Source organism: Phenylobacterium sp., assembly GCF_030654915.1.
Taxonomy (GTDB): domain Bacteria; phylum Pseudomonadota; class Alphaproteobacteria; order Caulobacterales; family Caulobacteraceae; genus Phenylobacterium.
The window spans coordinates 1-20,685 of record NZ_JAURWM010000040.1 but is presented as its reverse complement, the minus strand read 5'-3'; the positions used below and the strand labels follow the sequence as shown (position 1 = coordinate 20,685).

Annotated in this window: 22 protein-coding genes; 11 read left to right on the top strand and 11 right to left on the bottom strand. The window is 66.5% G+C overall.

The features are described from left to right. The first annotated feature begins 15 nt into the window (after positions 1–15). Positions 16–543 (top strand): NUDIX domain-containing protein, encoded by a 528-nt coding sequence (locus Q7T84_RS01735; protein ID WP_304805873.1) that lies wholly within the window; start codon positions 16–18, stop codon positions 541–543. A gap of 16 nt (positions 544–559) precedes the next feature. On the opposite strand, the gene Q7T84_RS01730 is transcribed toward Q7T84_RS01735, so the two are convergent. Beyond that, positions 560–1,798, bottom strand: a complete 1,239-nt coding sequence (locus tag Q7T84_RS01730; RefSeq protein WP_304805872.1) for a DUF4010 domain-containing protein — start codon at positions 1,796–1,798, stop codon at positions 560–562. Positions 1,799–2,117: 319 nt separating this feature from the next. Here Q7T84_RS01730 and Q7T84_RS01725 point away from each other — a divergent pair, with 319 nt between their 5' ends. The 3 genes from Q7T84_RS01725 to Q7T84_RS01715 all read left to right on the top strand — a co-directional run bounded on the left by Q7T84_RS01725 (position 2,118) and on the right by Q7T84_RS01715 (position 3,814). Continuing rightward, entirely contained in the window at positions 2,118–2,459 is a 342-nt protein-coding gene (locus Q7T84_RS01725) for a DUF302 domain-containing protein (protein WP_304805871.1), read from the top strand. A 201-nt stretch (positions 2,460–2,660) separates the two neighbouring features. Beyond that, positions 2,661–3,296: a cytochrome b/b6 domain-containing protein gene (locus Q7T84_RS01720; RefSeq protein WP_304805870.1), complete on the top strand. Its 636-nt coding sequence runs from the start codon at positions 2,661–2,663 to the stop codon at positions 3,294–3,296. After that, the gene (locus Q7T84_RS01715; protein ID WP_304805868.1) at positions 3,293–3,814 is read left to right on the top strand and encodes a LuxR C-terminal-related transcriptional regulator; all 522 of its coding nucleotides are present in this window, start codon (positions 3,293–3,295) and stop codon (positions 3,812–3,814) included. Before Q7T84_RS01720 ends, Q7T84_RS01715 begins: the two co-directional genes overlap by 4 nt. Before the next feature lie 112 nt (positions 3,815–3,926). Here the strand turns inward: Q7T84_RS01715 and Q7T84_RS01710 are convergent, their stop codons facing one another. Both Q7T84_RS01710 and Q7T84_RS21095 read right to left on the bottom strand, forming a co-directional pair. Next, the gene (locus Q7T84_RS01710) at positions 3,927–4,367 is read right to left on the bottom strand and encodes a DUF2267 domain-containing protein (protein WP_304805867.1); all 441 of its coding nucleotides are present in this window, start codon (positions 4,365–4,367) and stop codon (positions 3,927–3,929) included. Between the two features lie 153 nt (positions 4,368–4,520). Next, complete coding sequence (locus tag Q7T84_RS21095) at positions 4,521–5,450, bottom strand: CHAD domain-containing protein (RefSeq protein WP_370653603.1); 930 nt, start codon at positions 5,448–5,450, stop codon at positions 4,521–4,523. Positions 5,451–5,611: 161 nt separating this feature from the next. Here Q7T84_RS21095 and Q7T84_RS01700 point away from each other — a divergent pair, with 161 nt between their 5' ends. Beyond that, complete coding sequence (locus Q7T84_RS01700) at positions 5,612–7,189, top strand: AAA family ATPase (RefSeq protein ID WP_304805865.1); 1,578 nt, start codon at positions 5,612–5,614, stop codon at positions 7,187–7,189. Between the two features lie 379 nt (positions 7,190–7,568). Here the strand turns inward: Q7T84_RS01700 and Q7T84_RS01695 are convergent, their stop codons facing one another. The 3 genes from Q7T84_RS01695 to Q7T84_RS01685 are packed head-to-tail and all read right to left on the bottom strand — an operon-like array spanning position 7,569 to position 9,211. Continuing rightward, on the bottom strand, positions 7,569–8,336 hold the full coding sequence (locus Q7T84_RS01695) for a sulfite exporter TauE/SafE family protein (protein WP_370653604.1): 768 nt from the start codon (positions 8,334–8,336) through the stop codon (positions 7,569–7,571). A 13-nt stretch (positions 8,337–8,349) separates the two neighbouring features. Next, positions 8,350–8,883: a rhodanese family protein gene (locus Q7T84_RS01690; protein ID WP_304805863.1), complete on the bottom strand. Its 534-nt coding sequence runs from the start codon at positions 8,881–8,883 to the stop codon at positions 8,350–8,352. After that, a complete protein-coding gene (locus Q7T84_RS01685) occupies positions 8,840–9,211 on the bottom strand; it encodes a helix-turn-helix transcriptional regulator (protein ID WP_304805861.1) in 372 nt (123 codons plus the stop codon). The genes Q7T84_RS01690 and Q7T84_RS01685 overlap by 44 nt, the downstream gene beginning before the upstream one ends. Before the next feature lie 71 nt (positions 9,212–9,282). Between Q7T84_RS01685 and Q7T84_RS01680 the strand changes: the two genes are divergently transcribed. The 4 genes from Q7T84_RS01680 (at position 9,283) to Q7T84_RS01665 (ending at position 13,518) form a co-directional block, all read left to right on the top strand. Continuing rightward, positions 9,283–10,143 (top strand): MBL fold metallo-hydrolase, encoded by an 861-nt coding sequence (locus tag Q7T84_RS01680; RefSeq protein WP_304805859.1) that lies wholly within the window; start codon positions 9,283–9,285, stop codon positions 10,141–10,143. 79 nt (positions 10,144–10,222) lie between these two features. Further along, positions 10,223–10,837, top strand: coding sequence for a peptidylprolyl isomerase (locus Q7T84_RS01675; RefSeq protein ID WP_304805858.1), 615 nt, complete (start codon positions 10,223–10,225; stop codon positions 10,835–10,837). Positions 10,838–10,945: 108 nt separating this feature from the next. Next, positions 10,946–12,157, top strand: a complete 1,212-nt coding sequence (locus Q7T84_RS01670; protein WP_304805857.1) for an acyl-CoA dehydrogenase family protein — start codon at positions 10,946–10,948, stop codon at positions 12,155–12,157. Between the two features lie 59 nt (positions 12,158–12,216). After that, positions 12,217–13,518, top strand: a complete 1,302-nt coding sequence (locus Q7T84_RS01665) for a sorbosone dehydrogenase family protein (RefSeq protein WP_304805855.1) — start codon at positions 12,217–12,219, stop codon at positions 13,516–13,518. Positions 13,519–13,524: 6 nt separating this feature from the next. On the opposite strand, the gene Q7T84_RS01660 is transcribed toward Q7T84_RS01665, so the two are convergent. Beyond that, positions 13,525–15,552, bottom strand: coding sequence for a TonB-dependent siderophore receptor (locus Q7T84_RS01660; RefSeq protein WP_304805854.1), 2,028 nt, complete (start codon positions 15,550–15,552; stop codon positions 13,525–13,527). Positions 15,553–15,678: 126 nt separating this feature from the next. After that, a complete protein-coding gene (locus Q7T84_RS01655; protein ID WP_304805853.1) occupies positions 15,679–16,125 on the bottom strand; it encodes a cupin domain-containing protein in 447 nt (148 codons plus the stop codon). Positions 16,126–16,269: 144 nt separating this feature from the next. Here Q7T84_RS01655 and Q7T84_RS01650 point away from each other — a divergent pair, with 144 nt between their 5' ends. Then, complete coding sequence (locus Q7T84_RS01650) at positions 16,270–17,004, top strand: carbon-nitrogen hydrolase family protein (protein WP_304805852.1); 735 nt, start codon at positions 16,270–16,272, stop codon at positions 17,002–17,004. On the opposite strand, the gene Q7T84_RS01645 is transcribed toward Q7T84_RS01650, so the two are convergent. The 3 genes from Q7T84_RS01645 to Q7T84_RS01635 form a co-directional block, all read right to left on the bottom strand. Then, positions 17,001–17,693 carry an SDR family NAD(P)-dependent oxidoreductase gene (locus tag Q7T84_RS01645; protein WP_304805851.1) on the bottom strand — a complete coding sequence of 231 codons (693 nt, stop codon included), beginning with the start codon at positions 17,691–17,693 and terminating at the stop codon, positions 17,001–17,003. The genes Q7T84_RS01650 and Q7T84_RS01645 overlap by 4 nt on opposite strands. Positions 17,694–17,706: 13 nt before the next feature. Continuing rightward, the gene (locus Q7T84_RS01640; RefSeq protein WP_304805847.1) at positions 17,707–18,879 is read right to left on the bottom strand and encodes an acetyl-CoA C-acetyltransferase; all 1,173 of its coding nucleotides are present in this window, start codon (positions 18,877–18,879) and stop codon (positions 17,707–17,709) included. 78 nt (positions 18,880–18,957) lie between these two features. Next, complete coding sequence (locus tag Q7T84_RS01635) at positions 18,958–19,452, bottom strand: GAF domain-containing protein (protein WP_304805846.1); 495 nt, start codon at positions 19,450–19,452, stop codon at positions 18,958–18,960. Between the two features lie 65 nt (positions 19,453–19,517). Between Q7T84_RS01635 and Q7T84_RS01630 the strand changes: the two genes are divergently transcribed. Continuing rightward, positions 19,518–20,685 (top strand): Xaa-Pro peptidase family protein (locus tag Q7T84_RS01630; RefSeq protein ID WP_304805844.1); only part of this gene is annotated, 1,168 nt, incomplete at its 3' end.

The following is a 20,685-nucleotide window of genomic DNA, read 5'->3' as shown; positions in this document are numbered from 1 at the left end:
TCAAGTCCGCCTGATATGATCGGCGGCACCAAGCTTGGTCCTGGGATCGCGACCCGACCTTGCGTTCAATCAATCGGTGGGAAGTCGACTATGAGCGCGTCATCCGACAGCGCCGGCCTCCTGGTCTTCCGTCGCGGCGCCGATGGCCCCGAATTCCTGCTTGTCCATCCGGGCGGGCCTTTTTGGCGTGGCAAGGAGGCGCAGGCTTGGTCGTTTCCAAAGGGACGGATCGAAGCTGGCGAGGCGCCATTGTCCGCCGCCAGGCGTGAGTTTCAAGAAGAGACAGGCCTCTCGGTCGAGGGCGACCTGATGGAACTCACGCCCTTGAAGCGTCCAGGGCGCGGTCACGTCTTCTGCTGGCTGGTCGAGGCCGATCTCGACCTGAGCTCAGCACGCAGCAACACCTTCGATTTGCGCAGCACGGCCTTCCCTGAGGTCGACGCATTTGCGTACTGCGTGTCTGCGCTCGCCTTGCAACGGATTCACAAGAGCCTGCGGCCCGTCATCGAAGAGGCTCTGCATCGCCTTGGCTGGGTAGGGTAGGCCCGACGGCGATGCCCTACCCTCTTGTCGCGGCCTGGAGCAACGCACCAAGCCAAGCCGCGCCGGCGACGAGCACGAGCCCAGGAATCACCCGCCAGGCAAACGCACGCTGTCCACCCGACAGCGCCAGGACGATCTTGGTCACCGTATTGGTCGTCAAACCGGCCAGGATCGGCAGAACTGCGTCGCGCGGCTCGATGTGGCCCGCGGCGGAGAGGGAGGCGATCGAGATCGCCGCCGCATGAGCATCGACCAGGCCAGCCGAGGCCGCCCCCACCATCGCTCCAGCACCTCCGAACCGGGCGCCTAGCGCCGCCGAAAGGACGAGGATGACCGACAAGAGCAGCGCGAAGGCCAGGGCGCTCGAGATGCTGAACGCCTGGCCTGGATCGGCGTGTTCCTCGTCTGGCGGAAAGCGAAGCGCCTTGACCGTGAACACCGCCCCATAGGCGCAAGCCGCCAGGCCGGCGCAGAGCAAGGGAACCGCCATTGTATGGAGGGTGGGCAGGCTGATGGCCCCAATCACCACGACCAACTGCACGATCGTAGCGATTGTCGACAGCACCGCGCCAGCGACCGCTCCCGCCAAGATGGCCGGGGTCTTGGCCGCACGCGCCGACATTGCGCCTATAGCCGCGCTGCTGGAGACGAAGCCGGCCGCCAGCCCCGCGACAGGCAGACCAAAGCGAGCCCCCAAGGTTCGGATGGCCACATGACCGGCGGCGCTGATCCCCAGCAGAAGAATGACGATCAGCCATATCGAGCGCGGGTTCAACGCATCGTAGGGTCCCATGGCGCGATCTGGCAGCAGGGGCAGAACGACCAGGCTGGCGCCGGCGAGGATGAGTGCATCACGGACCTCGTCGGCGGTGAGGGTGTTGCTGACAAAGTGATGCAGGGGCGTCCGCGCGGCCAACAGGATCGCGACGATCACGCCGACCGCCGCGGCGACCATCGGCTGGAGAACCGCAAGCGCCCCCACCAGCACCGCCAAGATCAGCGCGATCTCTGTTGTGACCCCAGGATCGCTCTCGCTTTCAGCGCGCCAGTAGCTCAGCGCAGCCAGGGCCGCGACCGAGGCTGTGGTGATCGCCAGAAGCGTCACACCGCCAACCATCAAACTGATCGCGCCCGCCAAGGTCGCGACGGCGAAGGTGCGAATTCCCGCCGCTGACGGCGAGGGCCTCTCTTGTTTGCGACGCTCACGCTCGGCGCCGATCAGCAGCCCCACGCCCAGGGCGACGACCAAGCTCAAGATCGACTCGATGAAAATTTGAAACCCCTCCAGATGATCGGCGATCGAGGCGAGCCTTGGAGCCTAGCAGACTTAAACGCTCGCCGCCTGAGGCGGACTTAGCCCGAACGCCGAAAGGCCGCTTGATCCAGCGCAATGCGGCCAGCCTCGCCGGCTCTAGTCTGAACACTGCGGCATTGAAGGTTCGAGAAATTGGCGCCGACCCGCGCCCAGACCAAGGGACGTCGGCTGTCAGACGTTCAATGCTCAGCCAAACATCTGACTGGAGTTCGCCGTGACCTACTATTTCGCCAGAACCTTGACTGGATCCTTCGATGAGGTGGTCGCCCGCACCAGGGAAGCGCTCGCGCGACAGGGCTTTGGCGTCCTGACAGAGATCGATGTCGCCGCCACGCTGAAGGCCAAGATAGGCGCCGAAATTTCCCCCTACCTCATTCTCGGCGCCTGTAATCCCTCCCTCGCCTACGAAGCGCTGCAACTCGAGGACAAGGTTGGAACCATGCTTCCCTGCAACGTGGTCGTGCGGGACGCTGGCGGCGGCCGCACCGAAGTCGCCGCCATTGATCCGGTCGCCTCAATGAGCGCGATCCCCAATCCAATGCTGAAAAAGCAGGCCGCGATTGTGGCCGACAAGCTGGCGGCGGTCGTGGCGGATCTCTGAGCGCGCCGGCTTCACCCGCGGGGCTTGTCCTAGTGATCGTGAAACACGTGCGGGCGCCCTGGCGCGCATCGAGTAGGGCATCGCGCGCTGGAACTGCGCCCATAAGCGGAAGCTTACACGGCGCGCCGTAAGCGCCGCTGCAATGGTCGATATGCGGCGGCGAGGCGATTTGGTGGTCGATCCAATCAAACGGAGACGACCATGCAGATTGCGCAGCAACAACGGTGGGACCCACTGGTTCGGCTGACCCACTGGGGCGTGGCGGCGGGCGTGCTGGCCAACGGCGTATTGACCGAAGAAGGTTCCGGGGCCCACCAGTGGGTGGGGTATGGCGTCGCCGCGCTGCTGGCGCTGCGCTGGATCTGGGGACTGGTCGGCTCGCCGGAGGCGAGGTTCTCGGCGTTCAGACCCAGCCTGGGGAGGGCGGCCGCGCACGTGCGTGCGATCGGCCGCGGGGAAAAGACAACGCACCGATCACACAATCCACTGGGCGCCCTAATGGTCTATGCACTGTGGGCGACGCTCACCGTCGTCATCGGCTCAGGAGTCGCGATGACGACCCTGCCCAACGCCTCGACACCGCCCACCGCGGCGCTGTCTAATGGACAGCTTCAAGCGCCTGCCGCTAGCGAAGACGATGAAGTGCGCCAAGCGGGCGAAGACGGCGAGGGCGAAGGCGACGAGGTGATCGAGGAGGTCCACGAGGTGGCGGCGAACCTGCTATTCATTCTAGCCGGGCTGCACCTTCTGGGCGTGGCGTTCGAGATGCGCCGCAGCGGCCGCGGAATTCTAACCGCGATGCTGCCGGGCGGGCGCGCGCCACGGTGCGAGAAATGAGCCGCCGCCCGCAATCGAGGCTGGAGCCGCGCGCCGGCGCCGTGGCGGGCGTGGTGGCGCTCCAATCGCTGGCCGTTGCCTTCTTCGTCATCGATGCCGCCGCTGACGTGGCCGCTGGGGGCGTGAGCCCTCACGTAGTGGTCGAGGCGGTCGCGGCGCTGGGCCTTTTAGCCGGCGTTGCGATTGGCCTGCTGCAGCTTCGCACCCTACTCGCCGCGGGCCGGCGCAAGAGCGCGGCGCTGGCGGTCGCGGCGGGCGCCCTGAGCGAGGTGATCGAAACGCGCGCCGCGGAATGGGGCCTCACACCGGCGGAGACAGACGTGGTGATCTTCGCGCTCAAGGGCTGTGACGTAGCCGAGATTGCCCGGCTGCGGAACGCAGCGGCGGGCACGGTGCGCGCGCAACTGACACGGGTCTACCAGAAGGCCGGCGTGAATTCGCGCTCGGCCCTGGCGAGCCTGTTCCTGGACGAACTGATCGCAGCTCCCCCACATCGCCGCGGCGCTACGGGCGCATAGACAGGCTTCCCGCCGCTTTGCTCTTGCAGGTCGCTCGCGCCAAGTTCAGGCAAGCCGCTCATGATCGGCTATCCGACCACGCCGGCTCAACCGCGAGCATCCCTGGCGCACTTCAGCGTCTAGCGCTGGGAGCAGGCCACAAGGTTCGAAGCGGCGCTGGCAGATGGCCGGCGATCTTGTCGGCCTCGTCACGGTCCACCTGTTCGGCGAGCACTTGGAGAACCACCTCGACCGCGCCCTGCGGCTCGCGGGGGAACCTATCTGGCAGCTTTTGCCCCACCGCCTGAATGAATGCTTCGGGGTCACGGATGCGGGACGCGCTGTTTTCAGGCCGCCAGCCTTCCAAGAAAAAGCCCCGCACCAACATTGGAAGCTGTGCTGAGAGACTGAGAACGGCTTCCTGCGGCAGGTGATCACGAAGTACGTGCAGCACGCTCCGCAGCGCCGCGTAGGCGTCACCTCGATCGCAGGGCGGCAAGTGCTGCTCAATGAGTTTCAGCCAGGCGTTGGTCTCCTGAACGGTCGTGTCAAAAACAGCGAGGCCGGTGCTCATCAGCGTGTGCTCCCATGTCGTCAAGAAGACTGCACGCGGGCGAACCTGATTGTCTTGATGCAGATCAATATCCTCAGGCCGAACCCACCGACCGCCCCCTGTCGCCGCGAGCAGTTTGCAGGGGCGTCCTGCTCGATCCCAGCTATGCCGAGTTCAGGACGCTGATGCTGGGGGCTGGGCTGCCGATACCAAGCCCGGCGAGCTACCCGGCGGCCTAGAATGTTGCGCTTGCGCGAAATCGGGAAGCGCTAGCACGTCAAGGGCGCGCCAAGCCCTCTTCAGTTCGCGGCGATGGATCTGATGCAGGCTGGGCTCCAGGCCGGGAACCTTGTCCAAGTCTCCACAGTGGGCCAGCTCCTTCCGGAGGCTAGCGCAGACTGCGTCGTCGTTCATCTCGCCCAGGGCGGTTTGGAGAACGATCACCGCGGCGATGTATCGGGTCTCAGCGGGCGAACCGTTGCTGCAGACCTCGCAGTTGTAGCGCAGTGTCCTAATGTGACCGCGCAGCTTGTGACGCCCCCGCCGGCCTAGCGCCATCACACGCTTCTCACCGACCCGTATTGCGGAGTCGGCCTGGCTCAACCAACTCGAAATCACATTGTCGAAGTGCAGGCCCCCCTCACCCGCCTCAAGCGCCCGCAGAAGCACATGTTCGAGGTGGTCAGCGAGCGTCGCGGCTCTCGCCGACAGGAGTTGGGCCTTCGCCGTTTCAACCACGGCATCGCGCCGGGTCCGCGCGCTGGCGATCAAAAGGTCAGCCGGCCGAAACTCACCAGTATAGGGGTGCTTGGCGACAAGACGTGCCGAGAGAACGTCCAGGTCGCGCGTCTTCCCCAGGCGTCGAGCTTGCCAGCGCAGTTCGCGACGAAGCCACGCGACATCCGACGCGAGAAGGCAGCCTTCCAGAAGGCCGACGCCATCAGCGGCGCGCCGCAAGGCTCCGCGTAAGGCGTGGACATTCTCGACGCTAGCCGAGACCAGGAAGGCCTCGCGCGCGCGGCGAGCCTGGCCGCTGAGCTGAAGCAGGATTGCGCGAGCTTGTTCCTGGTGGGACGCGTGCGCCGTGCGGCTTGTCAACGTCATGACGCGATCTCCATTTTAGCGCCGAGCATGGCCTTGGCCGCAAGGCGGGGCCTTGATCTCGTCAAGCAGAGTGAAACGCCACAAGCCGCCCCGTCATGACATTGATCAAGTACCTCCGCCGTTGACCGCGCTTGGGTGTCTGAGAAGTCTTCGAGGGAACGATGGCCATGACGGCGCAGGACAACGAGGCGCTCGCGGTTTCGACCGACACGCTGGCCCGGCTGGCGGGGGATGCGCCCGCTCAAGCGGAGATCGTAGCGGCCTTTGCTCAAGGCCTGGCGACCGGGGAAGCGCCGCTCGACCATGTCGTCACGCACATGTCGCATGTCTTTCTCGGTCGCGAGCGCGCTTACAAACTGGCTCGCGCGCGCGCCCACGGCTTCGGCGATTTCTCCACCCTGGCGGCGCGGCGAGCGGCCTGCCTTGCCGAATTCACGCTGAACCGCGGCTTGGCTCCCGCGCTCTATGAGACGGTGAAGCCGGTGCGCATGGGACCGGGCGGCAAGGTCCACATCGGCGGCGGCGGGCGGTTAGTCGACTGGGTCATCATCATGCATCGCTTCGCGCCTGGCGCGCTCTTCAGCGAACTGGCGCGCGATCAACATCTCACGGCCGATCATGTCATCGGCGCCGTTGACGCCGTGGTCCGCGCGCACCGCGTTGCAGCGCCCTTGATGCAAGACGGCGGCGTGCAGGACTATCAAACTATCCTGAGCGGCCTGCGCAAATCGCACGCTGTGGCTCTGGGTTCGGGCTGTGAAGTCGAAGACGCCGAGACGTTGTTCAAGACCCTGGGAGAGCAGCTTCACGCCCTGGCCCCGCTCCTGGAGCGGAGGCGGCAAGACGGTTGGACGCGGCGTGGGCACGGCGACCTTCACTTGAGGAACATCTGCGTCTTCGAGGGCCAAGTGACGCTCTTCGACGCCCTGGCCTTCGACAAGACCCTGGCCACCGGAGACGTGCTCTACGACCTGGCGTTCCTACTGATGGACCTCCAGGCGCGTGGCCTTGCGCCCTACGCCAATCTGGCGATGAACCGCTACTGGGACGAAACCCAGCAACCGGAGTGGGCCTTGGCCTTGTTGGCGAGCTTCATGGCGCTTAGGGCGGTGGTGCGCATGACGGTCGCCGAGGAAGCCGGCGATCGCGAGGAAGCGGCGCTCTATCATCGCCTCGCCCTGCGGTTGCTCGATCTCCCTCATCCGCGTCTTCTGGCGATCGGCGGACTTTCGGGATGCGGCAAGTCCACCGTCGCCCGGCTTGTCGCACCTGGTTTACCCGGAGCATGCGGGGCGCGGGTGCTTCGAACCGACGTGATCCGCAAGCTCGCCGGACCGGACGCTCCTGGCGGTCAATCCGCTGACTACTCGAGCGCCGGGCGCCGCGCCGTCTATCAAAGACTCGCAACGGCCGCCCAAGAGTCGCTTGTCGCCGGCACGTCGGTTGTCGCCGACGCTACGTTCGCCGACAGTCTGGCCCGGGATCAGTTTTCCGCGGTGTTTGCCGAAAAATTCACCGGAGTTTGGCTACGCGCCTCCCAGGCGACCAGGCTGGCCCGAGTAGCAGCCCGACGAAACGATGCTTCCGACGCCACGGCGGCGGTCGTCCTACGTCAGGTCGACCCTGTCGATCTCGGGCCTGAGTGGGTGATTGTCGAGGCCGAGGGCTCCCCGGACCAGGTGGCCGAACGTGTGATCTCGGCGGCGCGGGAGGCTCTGGCGAACATGCCTCCCGGATAGTTCGCCGCTCAGTCAACCAAGACGTTCGTCAGCCGGCGTTTGATCTCGATCAAGGACGCTCCCGACGCCGCGGGCGACCCTTCCCAAAGGAGGAAATCCAATGGCCCAGGTTTCAGCATCTAGCTCATCGGCCGCGCCGCGCACCCGAGGCCTGATCGCTTGGGCGATGGCCGCCATCCGCACGCAGGTCCGCGGCCTTTCCGAGCTTCTGGCGTTCTTTGTGGCGGGTGCGGGAGCTCTCTGGGCGTTGTTGTCCGGCCTGCGAGTTGGTGCGCGCGCCCGAAGAGACGCCGGGCCTCACCTTGGCGAGCGTCTGGCCCCCTTCCCCATCGACGATTAGTGACCCAACGGGGCGCAGCGCGGGCTGGTCGATGCGCCCCTAGGCTAACGACCTGAACGCGACATAAGCCGCCGTGGCCAACACCATGACGGCGAAGGCCCGGCGTGCGATCGGTGCGCGGTTCGCCAACATCCTTGAGACCCGTCCGCCGGCGAGGGCGCCGAGGGCGCCTCCCGCTACAAGGGCGGCGAACACAGGCCAGTCGATAAGGCCCGACAGGGCGTAGCTGGCGCTGGTCGCCGCGCCGAACAGCACCACCGACACCAAGGACGAGGCGGCGGCGTTGGCGAGCGTCATGCCGGTCGCCGCCATCAAGCCAGGGACGATAAGAAACCCGCCGCCGATACCGAAGAATCCCGCCGCCAGACCGACACCCAGGCCAAGCGGGGCCAACCGTCTGGTCAGGGCTGGCGTCAGATGAACGCCTGCATCCCCCTCGTCTTTCTTAGGCATGAGCATCGACAAGCCCACCAGCGCCATGGCCCCAGCGAACCAAAGGATCAACTGCTCGCCGTCGATCATCTTGGCCAAGTGCGCTCCAATGAGCGCGCCGGCCAGCCCCGCGCCCCCGAACACCAAGGCGCAAGGCCATTTCACTTGGCCCGCGCGTGCCTGGGCGCCCAGGCCGACGAGAGCGTTCACCGCCACCGCGGCGGCGGAGGTGCCAATCGCCACGTGGGGATCACGCACCCCGACCACGTAGAGCAGCAAGGGCGTGGCCAGCACCGACCCGCCGCCGCCGAAGACGGCCAGCAGCAGGCCGATAAGCGCCCCGCCCGCCGTGGCGAGACCGAGGCTGACGACCAGCGGATCCATGGCGTCAGGCCCGCGCCGGACGGTTCCAAGGCATGGCCGCCAGCAAACGCGCCATGCCGCAGAAGCCGGTGACCCCGGCGAAGGTCAGGCCGGCGCCGACAAAGGCCGACAGCCCGAAGAAGCCGGGATGGACGAGATAGCCTAGCAGCACACCGAGCAGCACCAGCGAGCCGGCTGCGATCTGCACCTGACGCATCAGTTCGAGCGGCGCCTTGCGGTTCACGGCGAGCGGTAGCCCCGCCGCGGCCCAGCCGTCGACGCCGCCTTCGAGGACAAAGGCCTCACCTTCCACCACAGCGGCCAGGCGCTCGCAGTTGGCGGCGGTCCGCATGCCTGATCGGCAGGTGAAGACCACCTTCTGGCCCTTCGCGATCCGCAGCGGGTCGGCTTCGAGGGTCGCCAGTGGCCGCAGCTGCGCACCCTTCACATGGCGGCGTGCGAATTCGTCAGGATCGCGGATGTCGAGCAGTACCGCTTGGCCCCGGGCCAACAGGTCAGCGACGTCCTTGGGCTTCAGCGTAGTCAGTTGAGTTGTCATCGGCCTTCTTCATGTCTGGGGGACAGAATATCTCGGCGAGCGTCGCCATCACCTTCATCGCGGCGGGATCAGCGATCCGGTACCAAATGGTCTGGCCTTCGCGGCGTGTCGCCACGACGGCCTCCTCCCGCAACACCGCCAGGTGTTGCGACAGGGCTGACTGCGACAGGCCGACCAGGGGCAGAAGCTCGCCCACAGATCGCTCGCCGTCCGTCAGCTGGCACAAGATCATCAATCGCCGCTCGTTGCCGAGCGCGCGGAGAAGCTTGGCGGCTTCGCCGGCGCTGGCCTCGAACCGGGTGATGTCGAATTTCGAGAGATCGAACATGACCGATATATATGAGTTGTTTCTAATTTAGCAAGCTCTTATATATGACGGACGCCAAAGGAGGCTCCGCCATGACCCCTGAAGTACAGACCTTTTTCGACCACGCCACCTCCACCGCCACCTATCTCGTTAGCGACGCGGCCACGCGCACAGCCGCGGTCGTCGATCCGGTGCTGGATTTCGAACCCAAGGGCGCCAAGCTCTCGACCGCGTCGGCCGACGCAATCCTGGCCGCGGTGCGAGACCAGGGCCTGCGCCTCGTCTATGTCCTGGAGACTCACGCGCACGCCGACCACCTGTCGGCCGCGGACTACATCCGCCGTGAGACCGGCGCGAAGATCGTCATCGGCGCCAAAATCACCGAGGTGCAGAAGACGTTCATTCCATTGTTCGAGGCCGACGATGTTCAGGACGACGGTCGTGTCTTCGACCACCTGCTGGCCGAGGGCGACAGCCTGCCACTGGGCGACCTGACCATTGGCGTGGTGCATACGCCAGGTCACACGCCGGCCTGCGTCACCTATCTGATCGGCGATGCGGCCTTCGTCGGCGACACCCTGTTCATGCCTGACTACGGCACGGCACGCGCCGACTTCCCCGGCGGAGACGCGGCCACGCTCTACCGCTCAATTCGCAAGATCATGACCCTGCCGCCGGAAACCCGCGTCTTTGTCGGTCACGACTACCTCCCCGCCGGCCGCGACCGCTTCCAGTGGGAGACCACCGTGGCCGAGGAGAAGGCCAGCAACGTCCACGCCCATGAAGGCGTCAGCGAAGCCGACTTCGTGGAGATGCGCCAAGCACGAGACGCGACCCTGGCCCCACCGACCCTGATCCTGCCGTCGCTTCAGGTGAACATTCGTGGCGGCGCCTTGCCGAAACCCACGGCCTCCGGGCGTGTGTTTCTCAGGCTACCGGTCACATTCGCATAGCACCGCGATCACCGTTGAGTTTTCACAACAGGGCGGCGCGGCGATAGAGTGGCTAGATCCAAGAGGGAGACACCCATCCATGAGCAGCGCCAACCTCAAACGTCGGAGTTTTCTAGGCGCCGCCGGCCTGCTGATGACCACGCCGGGCGCCAGTTTGGCGGCGCCTGGCAAGCCGCTGGTGGTGATCAACACCAGCCACGGCGCGATTGTCGTCCAGCTTGAGGCGCAGAAGGCGCCGCTCACCACCGCCAACTTCCTGCGTTATGTCGATGCCGGCGCCTATGACGACGGCGTCTTCTTCCGCGCGTCACGAGATCCGGGCGCGCCCAAGCAAGGGACCATCGTGGCCCGGCCTCGCGCGAAGGTCCTGCCCTTTCCGCCAATCCGTCACGAGAGCACCACGAAGACCGGCCTGCGACATACGACCGGCACGATCTCGCTCGGCCGTTTCGCGACGGGTACGGCGACGAACAACTTCTTCATCTGCGCCAGCCCCCAGCCCTATCTGGACGCTCATCCAGGCGCGCCGGGCGACAACCAGGGATACGCCGCCTTTGGCCAGGTCGTGCGGGGCATGCCGGTGGTCCGCAAGATCCTGTCCCTGCCCACCAATGGAAAGTCGGAATTCGCCGACCAGCGCGGTCAGTGGCTGAGTCCGCCGGTCCCGATCCGCAGCGCACGCCGGTCGGCCTGACCTCCGGCCAATGAGCCTTGCTTGCCGCGACGTGAATCTTGTCGTCACCGACAGGCTCCCTAAAAGGGAATCCACATCATAACCGACTAGGCTGGAAACGAGATCGACATGGCGGACATTGCTGGCGGCGTCGAACTTGAGGCTTTCCGCACCGAAGCGCGCTCCTGGCTCGAGGCCAATTTCCCGGCCTCGCTGCGCGGGCGGCCCGGCGTGGCCTCCGCCCTGATGGACGGTCTGGTCCCCGAGGGCGATGTCCTGGCCTGGAAGCAGGCCATGGGCGCCAAGGGATGGGGAACCCCGACCTGGCCGGCCGAGTACGGCGGCGGCGGTCTCTCGCCCCAGCAGGCCCGCGTGCTCCAGCAGGAGATGGGCCGCATCGGCGCGTTCAACCCGCTGACCTTCGGCATGGGCGTAACCATGATCGGCCCGACGATTCTCGATTACGGCACCGAGGAGCAGAAGCGCCAGCATATCCCGCCCATCGCCCGCGGCGAGGTTCGCTGGTGCGTCGGCTATTCGGAACCCAACGCCGGCTCCGACCTCGCCTCGCTGCAGATGAAGTGTGAGGACGCCGGTGATCACTGGGTGATCACGGGCCAAAAGACGTGGACGTCGGGCGCCCAGTACTCCGACTGGTGCGGCGCGCTGGTCCGCACCGACCCGAGCGCGAAGAAGCATGACGGCATCAGCTTCATGCTGATCGACATGCATCAGCCGGCGATCGAGACCCGGCCCATCGCGCTGATCGCGGGCGCCTCGCCGTTCTGCGAGACCTTCTTCACCGAGGCCACCGCCTCGAAGGACGGCCTGCTAGGCAAGCTCAATGGCGGATGGACCGTCGGCAAACGGCTGTTGCAGCATGAGCGCGCCAGCCAGACCGGCGGCTCGACCGGCCCCAAGCCCCTGGCGCTGCACGCCGTCGCCAAGCGCTATGTCGAACTCGACGCCGAGGGCCGGATCGCCGACACCGATCTGCGCACCCGCCTGACCCAGCATCTGATGGACGCCAAGGTCCATGGCCTGACCCTTGCCCGGGTCGCGGCGGAGTCCAAGGACGCCTCGGGCGCCACCACCACCGCCTCGATCCTGAAAAACTCCGCCACCAATGTCGCCCAGACGCGGGCCGAGCTGACCCTGGAAATCATGGGACACCAAGGGCTGGGCTGGGAGGGCGATACCTTCGCCCCCGAGGAAATCGAGACCGTGCGCAGCTGGCTCGGCGGCAAGGCGATGTCGATCTATGGCGGCTCGGTCGAGATCCAGAACAACATCATCTCCAAGCGTATCCTGGGCCTGCCGGACACCACCCAGTCGAGCTAAGGCGCGCCCAGGCATCCTACGGCCCAACCGCACGTTGAAGGCCCGATCAGGAGAACCTCATGCGATTGGTCTTTACCGCTTGCGGCCTCGCCGCGCTGGGTGTCGCCGCCTGCAGCCAGGGCTCGCCCGAACCGTTCGTGGGGTTCGGGCCAGGGCCGGCATTGCCCGAACCCAAGACCAGCATGATCCCGACCCTCAACGCCCGGCAGGCCGTGGGTTGGCCGGCGGGCGTACAGCCTAAGGCGCCGGAGGGCTTCACCGTGACCCGGTTCGCCGGCGACCTGGCCCATCCGCGCTGGCTGTTGGTGCTGCCCAATGGCGACGTGCTGGTCTCCGAGGCCTCATCGGAAGCGTCGTCCGGGGGCGGGATCGAAGGCTATGTGGCCAACCTGCTGCAAAAGAAGGCCGGCGCCATCCAGAAGAGCCCCAACAAGATCATGCTGCTGCGCGACGCTGACGGCGACGGCGTGGCCGAGATGCGGACAACCTTCGCCGAGGGCCTGACGCGGCCGTTTGGCATGACCCTGACCGGCGGCAAGCTCTATGTCGCCAATGACGACGGCGTGGTCAGTTTCCCTTACGCAGACGGCCAGACCAGCTTGCAGGGCGCAGGTACGAAGGTGTTCGACCTGCCGGGCGGCCCGATCAACCACCATTGGACTAAGAACGTCGTGGCCAGCCCCGACGGCTCCAAGCTCTACGCGACCGTCGGCTCGAATTCGAACGTCGGCGAGAACGGCATCGAGGCCGAGGCCGGCCGCGCCGCGATCATTGAGTATCCCCTGCCCGCCGGCCCGGCGCGCGTCTTCGCCTCTGGCCTGCGCAATCCCAACGGCCTGGACTTCGAACCCGCCACCGGCCTGATTTGGACAGCGGTCAACGAGCGCGACATGCTGGGCGACGACCTGGTCCCCGACTACATGACCAGCGTGCGCGACGGCGACTTCTTCGGGTGGCCCTACAGCTATTACGGCCAACACGTGGACAGCCGCGTGAAGCCCGCGCGGCCCGATTTGGTAGCCAAGGCGCGGGCGCCCGACTATGCGCTCGGGCCGCACACAGCCTCGCTGGGCCTGACCTTCTACCGGGCCGACCTGTTCCCGGCCCGCTACAAGGGCGGCGTCTTTGTCGGCCAGCACGGGTCGTGGAACCGGCGCCCGCCCAGCGGCTATCGCGTGGTCTTCGTACCGTTCGCGAACGGCATGCCGAGCGGCGCGCCCGAAGTGTTCCTCACCGGCTTCCTCAACACCAAGGACAAGGCCCAGGGTCGCCCCGTCGGGGTTGTGGTCGACAAGACCGGCGCGCTGCTGGTCGCCGATGATGTGGGCAAGGCGGTCTGGCGGGTCGCGCCCACCCGCTGAACCGCGTCAGCCGAAGGTCTTGCGCAGCCTCACGAACAGGCAGCGCCCCCACTCCAGGTTTCGCACGTCGGTATAGGCCAACACGCCAAGGTCACGGGGTCCGACATAGACCTCGCGGATCCGTTGGACATCGCGGCCGGTGACGTTCTGCAACTCGACCCGCAGGATCAGGTCGGGCCTCGGCTTCACCTCGGCATAGACCGTGGCGAAGGCCTCGTACTTGCGGGTCTCGATCTCGCTGAGGCGATAGAATCTCTCGCGGAACCCGCCCACGACATCGACGCCCCAATTGGCCTTGAGGCCCGGCAGATCCTGGGTGAAGTGAAGCTCCCAGTCGACCGGACGCAGGCCGGAGATCTCACGGCCATCGCCAGTGGTGGGATCGATGACCTCCGAGCGTCGCCAGGTCGCCTGGCCCTTGATCGTCGCGCGCTTCAGCAACAGACGGTCGAGCGGCGCCGAGAGGCTGACCGCGACCTCATCCTTGGTTCCGTCGCCAATGTTCGCCGGCCCATCGGCCACGACTAGGCCGACCCGGATCGGCGCTCGGTCGATGACATCGGTCAGTTCAGAATGGCGCAGGGTCAGGACCGCCGCGCCGGAGGTCCAGAACCGCCGCTCATAGGCGCCTTCGATCACCCAGGCCTGCTGCGGCGAGAGGTCGGGGTTGCCAGCGATGAGCACGCCCGTGCTCGCCACGGATGACGAGGCGACGAAATCATCGAAGTTGAGCTGGCTGACCTCGCGCTCCAGCCGGCCCCGAAGTTGGTTCTTGGCGTCGGGCGCCCAAGTCACCGCCAGGCGCGGCTTGGTGAAGCTGAGCGACTTTTCGAGATTTACGTCGCCGGTGGAGGTGATCTTCGAAACCTCCTGGCGCAGCGCGCCCTCGAAGGTCAGCTCCGCGGTCGGCCGCCAGGTTCCGACCACATAGGGCTCGGCCCGCGCCTCCTCGACCCGGACGTCGGCGGCGGGGACGACGACCCTGTGTCCATTGACCGTCAGGGTGGTCTTGCTGTCCAGCGCGTTGAAGGCGGCCTCGACGCCGGCCTCCAGCGACAGGTCATCGGACATGCGGCGGCGAAGGTTCACGCGGCCAACCGTCTCGGCGACCTTCTTGTCACTATGGAATAGCCGGTCGACAGCCGCGGATTCGAACCGCGCCTTGGTGTCGAGATTGTTCCACTGCTGGAAAGCCAGCGCCTCCAGCGAAGTCGCGCCAAAGGCCCGCACGAACCGTCCGCCGAGTTCGGCCTGGAGACGATCGGGGGTGACGTACTCATATTCCAGCGCCGCGCCGGGAACGCTGAGACGATCATAGATCTCCGAGGTGGAGGTCGTCTTCATATAGGCGCCGTTGAGCCGCAGCCGGCCGCGCGCCATCGGGGTCTCGAAGGCCCCAGTCACCCATTCGCGCAGGCCCTGGCCGTCGGCGTCGACTTCCGAAACGATGATCGGGTCGCCGTTCGGGCCGTAGCGGACACGCGGTCCGTCGCCGAGCGCGTCGTCCGGTCCCTTGCCGTTGACCATCGACAACTCGACCAGCTTGCCGGCCCACCGCCACTGGCCTTCGGCCCGCAGGGAATTGAGCACACGCCCGTCATAGAGCGGCTGGGTCGAGAAGCTCACTGCGCCGCGCGCGCCAGCGCCCTGCCGACGCACCACATTGGCGATAACCGTGCGGCCTTGCATATCGACGCCCGGCGCACCGCCCCGGATCACGTCAATGCGCGCGACCGATCCATAGGGGATGCGCTTGAGGATCTCTTCCAGGGTGTCGTTCTTCGAGACCGGCGGCTCGCCGTCGATCAGCACATTGCCGCTGGCTCCGGCGAGGCCGCGCACAACCGCGCCCTTGTCGAACGAAAAGCCCGGCAGGCGCTGGACCATATCGAGGGCGGTCGACGGCCCCATCTCAGCGAAGAAGGCCGGCGGGTAGGCGATCACGCCGCCGGCGGCCGTGGCGGGCTGCTCCTGAGCGATGGCCAAGCTTGATACGAACGTCGCCACGAACGCGGCGGCAAAGGCCATCTTCATTACTCGGGGCTCCCCCTCCCCTTGCGGCCAAGGTTAGGCGAGATTGCATACCGAAGGCGAGAAAGCTTCGTACCCGGATTGAAATTCATGCGCGGCGTGAGGCCTCCGCGCTACAGCATCAGCGCGTCAGGCGGCGGGAAGCGGGATTTCCAAGCCGTAAGGCCGGCCCAGCGCGATCAGCTTCTCGATGTCGGGGTTCACCGGTGAGACCTCGCGATCGAAATCCGTGAACATGTGCGAAGCGCCTTCGCGCGAGGTCATTGACACCATCTCGCCGCCGCCCGCGCCGAACCGGAACCAATGCGTTGTCCCCGCCGGCAGGTGAACGAGGGTCCCCGGCTGGGCGATCATTTCCTCATCGCCGACACCGAAGGCGATCTCACCGCTGATGACATAGAAGGCTTCGTCCCACGGGTGATTGTGCGGCGGCGGGCCGCTGCCCTCGGGGCCTGCCTGATGGAATATCTCGTAGCTGCCGGTCTGGGCGCCGGAAGCCAGGATGGTGAGCTGCTCGCCCACGATGTTTAGCGGCCGCGGCGCGCTTGCGGGCGTCACGATGATGGGCTCGTGCATGGCTGGATCGCTCCTAGGGGCGCGGATGCGAAAGCCATAAATAACATTGTTATCTAAATTTCGCCACGTCGATGGCCTTGCTGACCGCGAGCGTTGCGTGATCATCGGTGGGAGCGATTCCGTATGGTCGCCGGAGTCAGCGCCATGAAGACGGTCAGGATCGCCGCCGCCCAGACAGTTGAATTTCGGGAGGATCTCGACGCGGCCCTGACCTGCGCGGCCGATCTCGCGGCGCGAGCGGAGGCGAAGGGTGCGGCGCTGCTATGTTTCCCCGAGGGTTTCCTGCAGGGCTACCTGACCGAGGCGGCTGCGGCCCGTAGGAACGCCCTCGACCTCGCGTCGCCTCAGTTCGAGGCGGTGTTGCGCCGGCTTCCGAAGACCGGGCCGATGATCGTCATGGGCATGATCGAGGTCGAGAACGGCCGGTTGTTCAACACCGCCGTGGTGATTGATCGCGGCGCCGTCGTCGGCCGCTACCGCAAGGCGCACCTGATGAGCGGCGAGCAGGCCTTCGAGGCCGGAAGCGACAGCCCGGTCTTCGATGTCGGCGGGCTGCGGTTCGGAATCAACATCTGCTACGACACCAACTTCACCGAGGCCGCGCGCAAGGTCGCGGAGCGCGGCGCGTCGCTGATCGTCTGCCCCGCCAACAACATGATGCGGCGCAAGGCGGCCGAAACCTGGAAGGCGGCGCACAACGCCATTCGTGGCGAGCGATGCCGGGAAACCGGCCTTTGGCTGATCTCGTCAGACGTGACCGGCGAGCGGGAGGACCGCGTCGCGTGGGGTCCGACCGCCGTGCTCAATCCCGCCGGCGAGGTGGCCGCTCAGTTGCCCCTGGATCAGACCGGACTGCTGGTCTTCGACATCCCAGTTTAGACCCGGCCGGTCACTGGCAGCAGGGCCCCGGTCACCGCGCTCGCCTCTTCCGAGGCCAGGAACAGGATCGCCGCGGCGAGCTCGCCCGGCGACACCCAGGACGCGAAATCGGCCTTGGGCATGTCGGCGCGGTTGGTCGGGGTGTCGATGATCGAGGGCAGGACGGCGTTCACGGTCACGCCATCGGCCTTCAGTTCCTCGGCTAGGCTTTCGGTCAGCTTGTGCACCCCAGCCTTCGAGGCCGCGTAAGCGCCCATGCCGGCCGCGGCCTTGAGCGCGCCATTGGCGCCGATATTGACGATCCGGCCGCTGTTGCTTTGCTTCAGGTGCGGGATAGCCGCGCGCGAGGCGTTGGCCGCGGTCAGCACGTTCATGCGGAACATGGTGTGCCAAGTATCCGAGGACCCGCCTTCCAACGTTTCCCAGCGGAAGCCCCCAGCCACGTTGATCAAAGCGTCCAGCCCGCCGAACGTGTCGGCGACCGCGTCAATGGCGGCGTTGGCGGCGATCGCGTCGGTCAGGTCCACGCCGCCCAGCATCAGGGCGTCCGGGCCGCAGTCGCTCAGCACATCGGCCTGGCCGGCGAAGTCGATCAGGGCGACGCGCGCCCCGCGTTCGGCGGCGGCCTTGGCCACCGCCGATCCCAGGATTCCGGACGCACCTGTGATAGCGAAGATGCGTCCGGTCATGGCAAGTCCAGTCCTAGAGTCGTTCGACGATGGTGACGTTCGCCATACCACCGCCCTCGCACATCGTCTGCAAGCCGTAGCGGCCGCCCCGTTGTTCCAGGCCGTTGAGCAGAGTGGCCATCAGCTTGGTGCCCGAAGCGCCGAGCGGGTGGCCGAGCGCGATGGCGCCGCCATTGGCGTTCACCCGCGCCGGGTCCGCGCCCAGCTTCTTGATGAAGGCGACCGGGACCGAACCGAAGGCTTCGTTGACTTCGAACAGGTCGATGTCGTTCACGCTCATGCCCGCCCGCTGCAGGGCGCGCTCGGTGGCCGGAATCGGGGCTTCCAGCATGATCACCGGGTCGTGGCCCAGCAGCGACAGGTGGTGGATGCGCGCCAGCGGCTTCACGCCCAGGTCCTTCAGACCCTTTTCCGAAACGACCATCACGCCCGAGGCGCCGTCGCAGATCTGGCTGGACGAGGCGGCGGTCAGACGGCCGCCTTCACGCAGCAGCTTCACCGCCTTGATGCCGTCGAGGCTGGCGTCGAAGCGGATGCCCTCATCGATGGTGTGGAGCGTGACATTGCCCTCGGCGTCGGTGATCTCGAGGCCGACGATTTCGTTCTTGAAAGCCCCGGCCTGGGTCGCGGCGATCGCACGCTGGTGCGACTGGTAGCTGTACTCGTCGATCTCGTCCTTGGTCAGGCCGTACTTCTCGGCGACCATTTCGGCGCCCATGAACTGGCTGAACTGGATGTTCGGATACTGCTTCTGGATGCCGGGGCTCATATAGGAGCCAAAGCCGTTCTGGGCCGGCAGAGCGGCCGACAGGCCCATCGGCACGCGGGTCATGCTCTCGACGCCGGCGGCGATCACCACGTCCATGGTGCCGCTCATCACGGCTTGGGCGGCGAAGTGCAGGGCTTGTTGCGAAGAGCCGCACTGGCGGTCGACGCTGGTGCCGGGCACGCTTTCCGGCAGGCGCGAGGCCAAGACCGCGTTGCGCGCCACATTGATCGCCTGTTCGCCCACCTGGCCGACGCAACCCATGACCACGTCCTCGACCAGGGCCGGGTCAGCGCCCGTCCGGTCCATCAGGTCGTTGAGCACAGCAGCGCCCAGATCGACCGGATGCCAATCCTTCAGCTTGCCGCCCTTGCGGCCGCCAGCCGTACGCGTCGCTGCGACGATATAGGCTTCGCCCATTGTTCCGCTCCCGAGTTTTGCGCGTCATTCGCGCTTCGGGACCTAATTTAGGTGCGCGACGCGGCGTAAGCCAACGGCCTAGGAGAAGGTCGCCTTCAGGATGGCTTCCAGCCAACGAGCGTCGACCTCGTCGAACGCCGCCAGCTCGGTGGAGTCCACGTCGAACACAGCGATCAGAGCGCCGGCGCTATCAAACACCGGGACCACCACCTCGCTCGCCGAAAGGCCGTCGCAGGCTATGTGGCCGGGGAAGGCGTGCACATCAGGCACCAACTGGGTCTGGCCGGTGGCCGCCGCCGCGCCGCAGACACCGCGCCCAAAGGCGATGCGCAGGCACCCCAGCGTACCCTGATAGGGGCCGACCACCAGTTCACGCTCCTTGTCCGGATCGACCACGTAGAATCCGGTCCAGAAGAAGGTGTCGAAGCTGGCCGCCAGCATCGAGGCGACGGTCGCCATGCGCGCGGTCAGATTCGGCTCGCCATCGAGCACCGAGGCGATCTCCTCGGCGACCGTGGCATAGCGTTCCGCCTTCTCGGCGGGCAGGGTCAGTTCGTTGAAGGCTTCGGCCATGCCCGGCTATATACGGACCCGGATGTTCGCCCGCCAGCGGCGGCGGAGTTTACCTGGAGATGATCATGACCAATGGCATTGGCGGTTCCACGGCCCAGGCCGAGTTGGCGGATCTAAAACCGTGGGCCGACCGCGCCCCTCCGATCAGCGTCCAGGAGCGCCAGGCCCGGTTGGCCCGCGCCCGCGAACTGATGGCCCAGATCGGCGCCGACGCCCTGATCATCGGCGCGGGTCCCAGCCTGCGCTATTTCACCGGGGTCGGTTGGGGCGCGACCGAACGACTGGTGGCCATGGTCCTGCCGCGCGAAGGCGCCCCGCGCATGATCTGCCCGCGCTTTGAGCTCGGCTCGCTGGAAGCCGCGCTGGGGATCGAGGCCGAGATGCTGCTTTGGGAGGAGCATGAGAGCCCCTACGCCCTGGTCGCGCGCGGACTGGACGACGCCCGGACCCTGGCCATCGATCCCGCCCTGCCCTTCTTCGTCTTTGACGGCGTCCGCAAGGCCGCGCCTGGCCTGGTGCTATTGGACGGCGCGCCGGTCGTGGACGGCTGCCGTATGATCAAGTCGCCGGCCGAACTGGCTCTGATGTCCCAGGCCAAGGCCATGACGCTGGAGGTCCATCGCAGGGCCGCAAAAATCCTCGCTCCGGGCATCACCACCGGAGAAGTGCGCCGCTTCATCGACCAAGCGCACCGGGCGCTAGGGGCCGACGACGGCTCCTCGTTCTGCGCCGTGCAGTTCGGGGTCGCCAGCGCCTATCCGCACGGCCTGCCCGGCGAACAGAACCTGGCGGACGGCGAGATCGTGCTGATCGACACCGGCTGCCGGGTCCAGGGCTATAACTCCGACATCACCCGCACCTATGTGTTCGGTCAGGCGACCCCGGAGCAGGCCCGCGTCTGGGAGATCGAGAAACGCGCCCAGGCCGCCGCCTTCGCCGCCGTGAAACCCGGCGTCCTTTGCGAGGAGATCGACGCCGTCGCCCGCCGGGTCCTGGCCTCAGAGGGCTTCAGTGCGGACTACGACCTTCCGGGCCTGCCCCACAGGACCGGCCACGGCATCGGCCTGTCGATCCATGAGGCGCCCTATCTGGTCCGCGGCGACACGACCCCGCTCCAGCCCGGCATGTGCTTCTCCAACGAGCCGATGATCGTCATTCCCCGCGCCTTCGGCGTGCGCCTCGAGGACCACTTCCATGTGACGGAAGACGGCGCAGCGTGGTTCACGGAGCCCC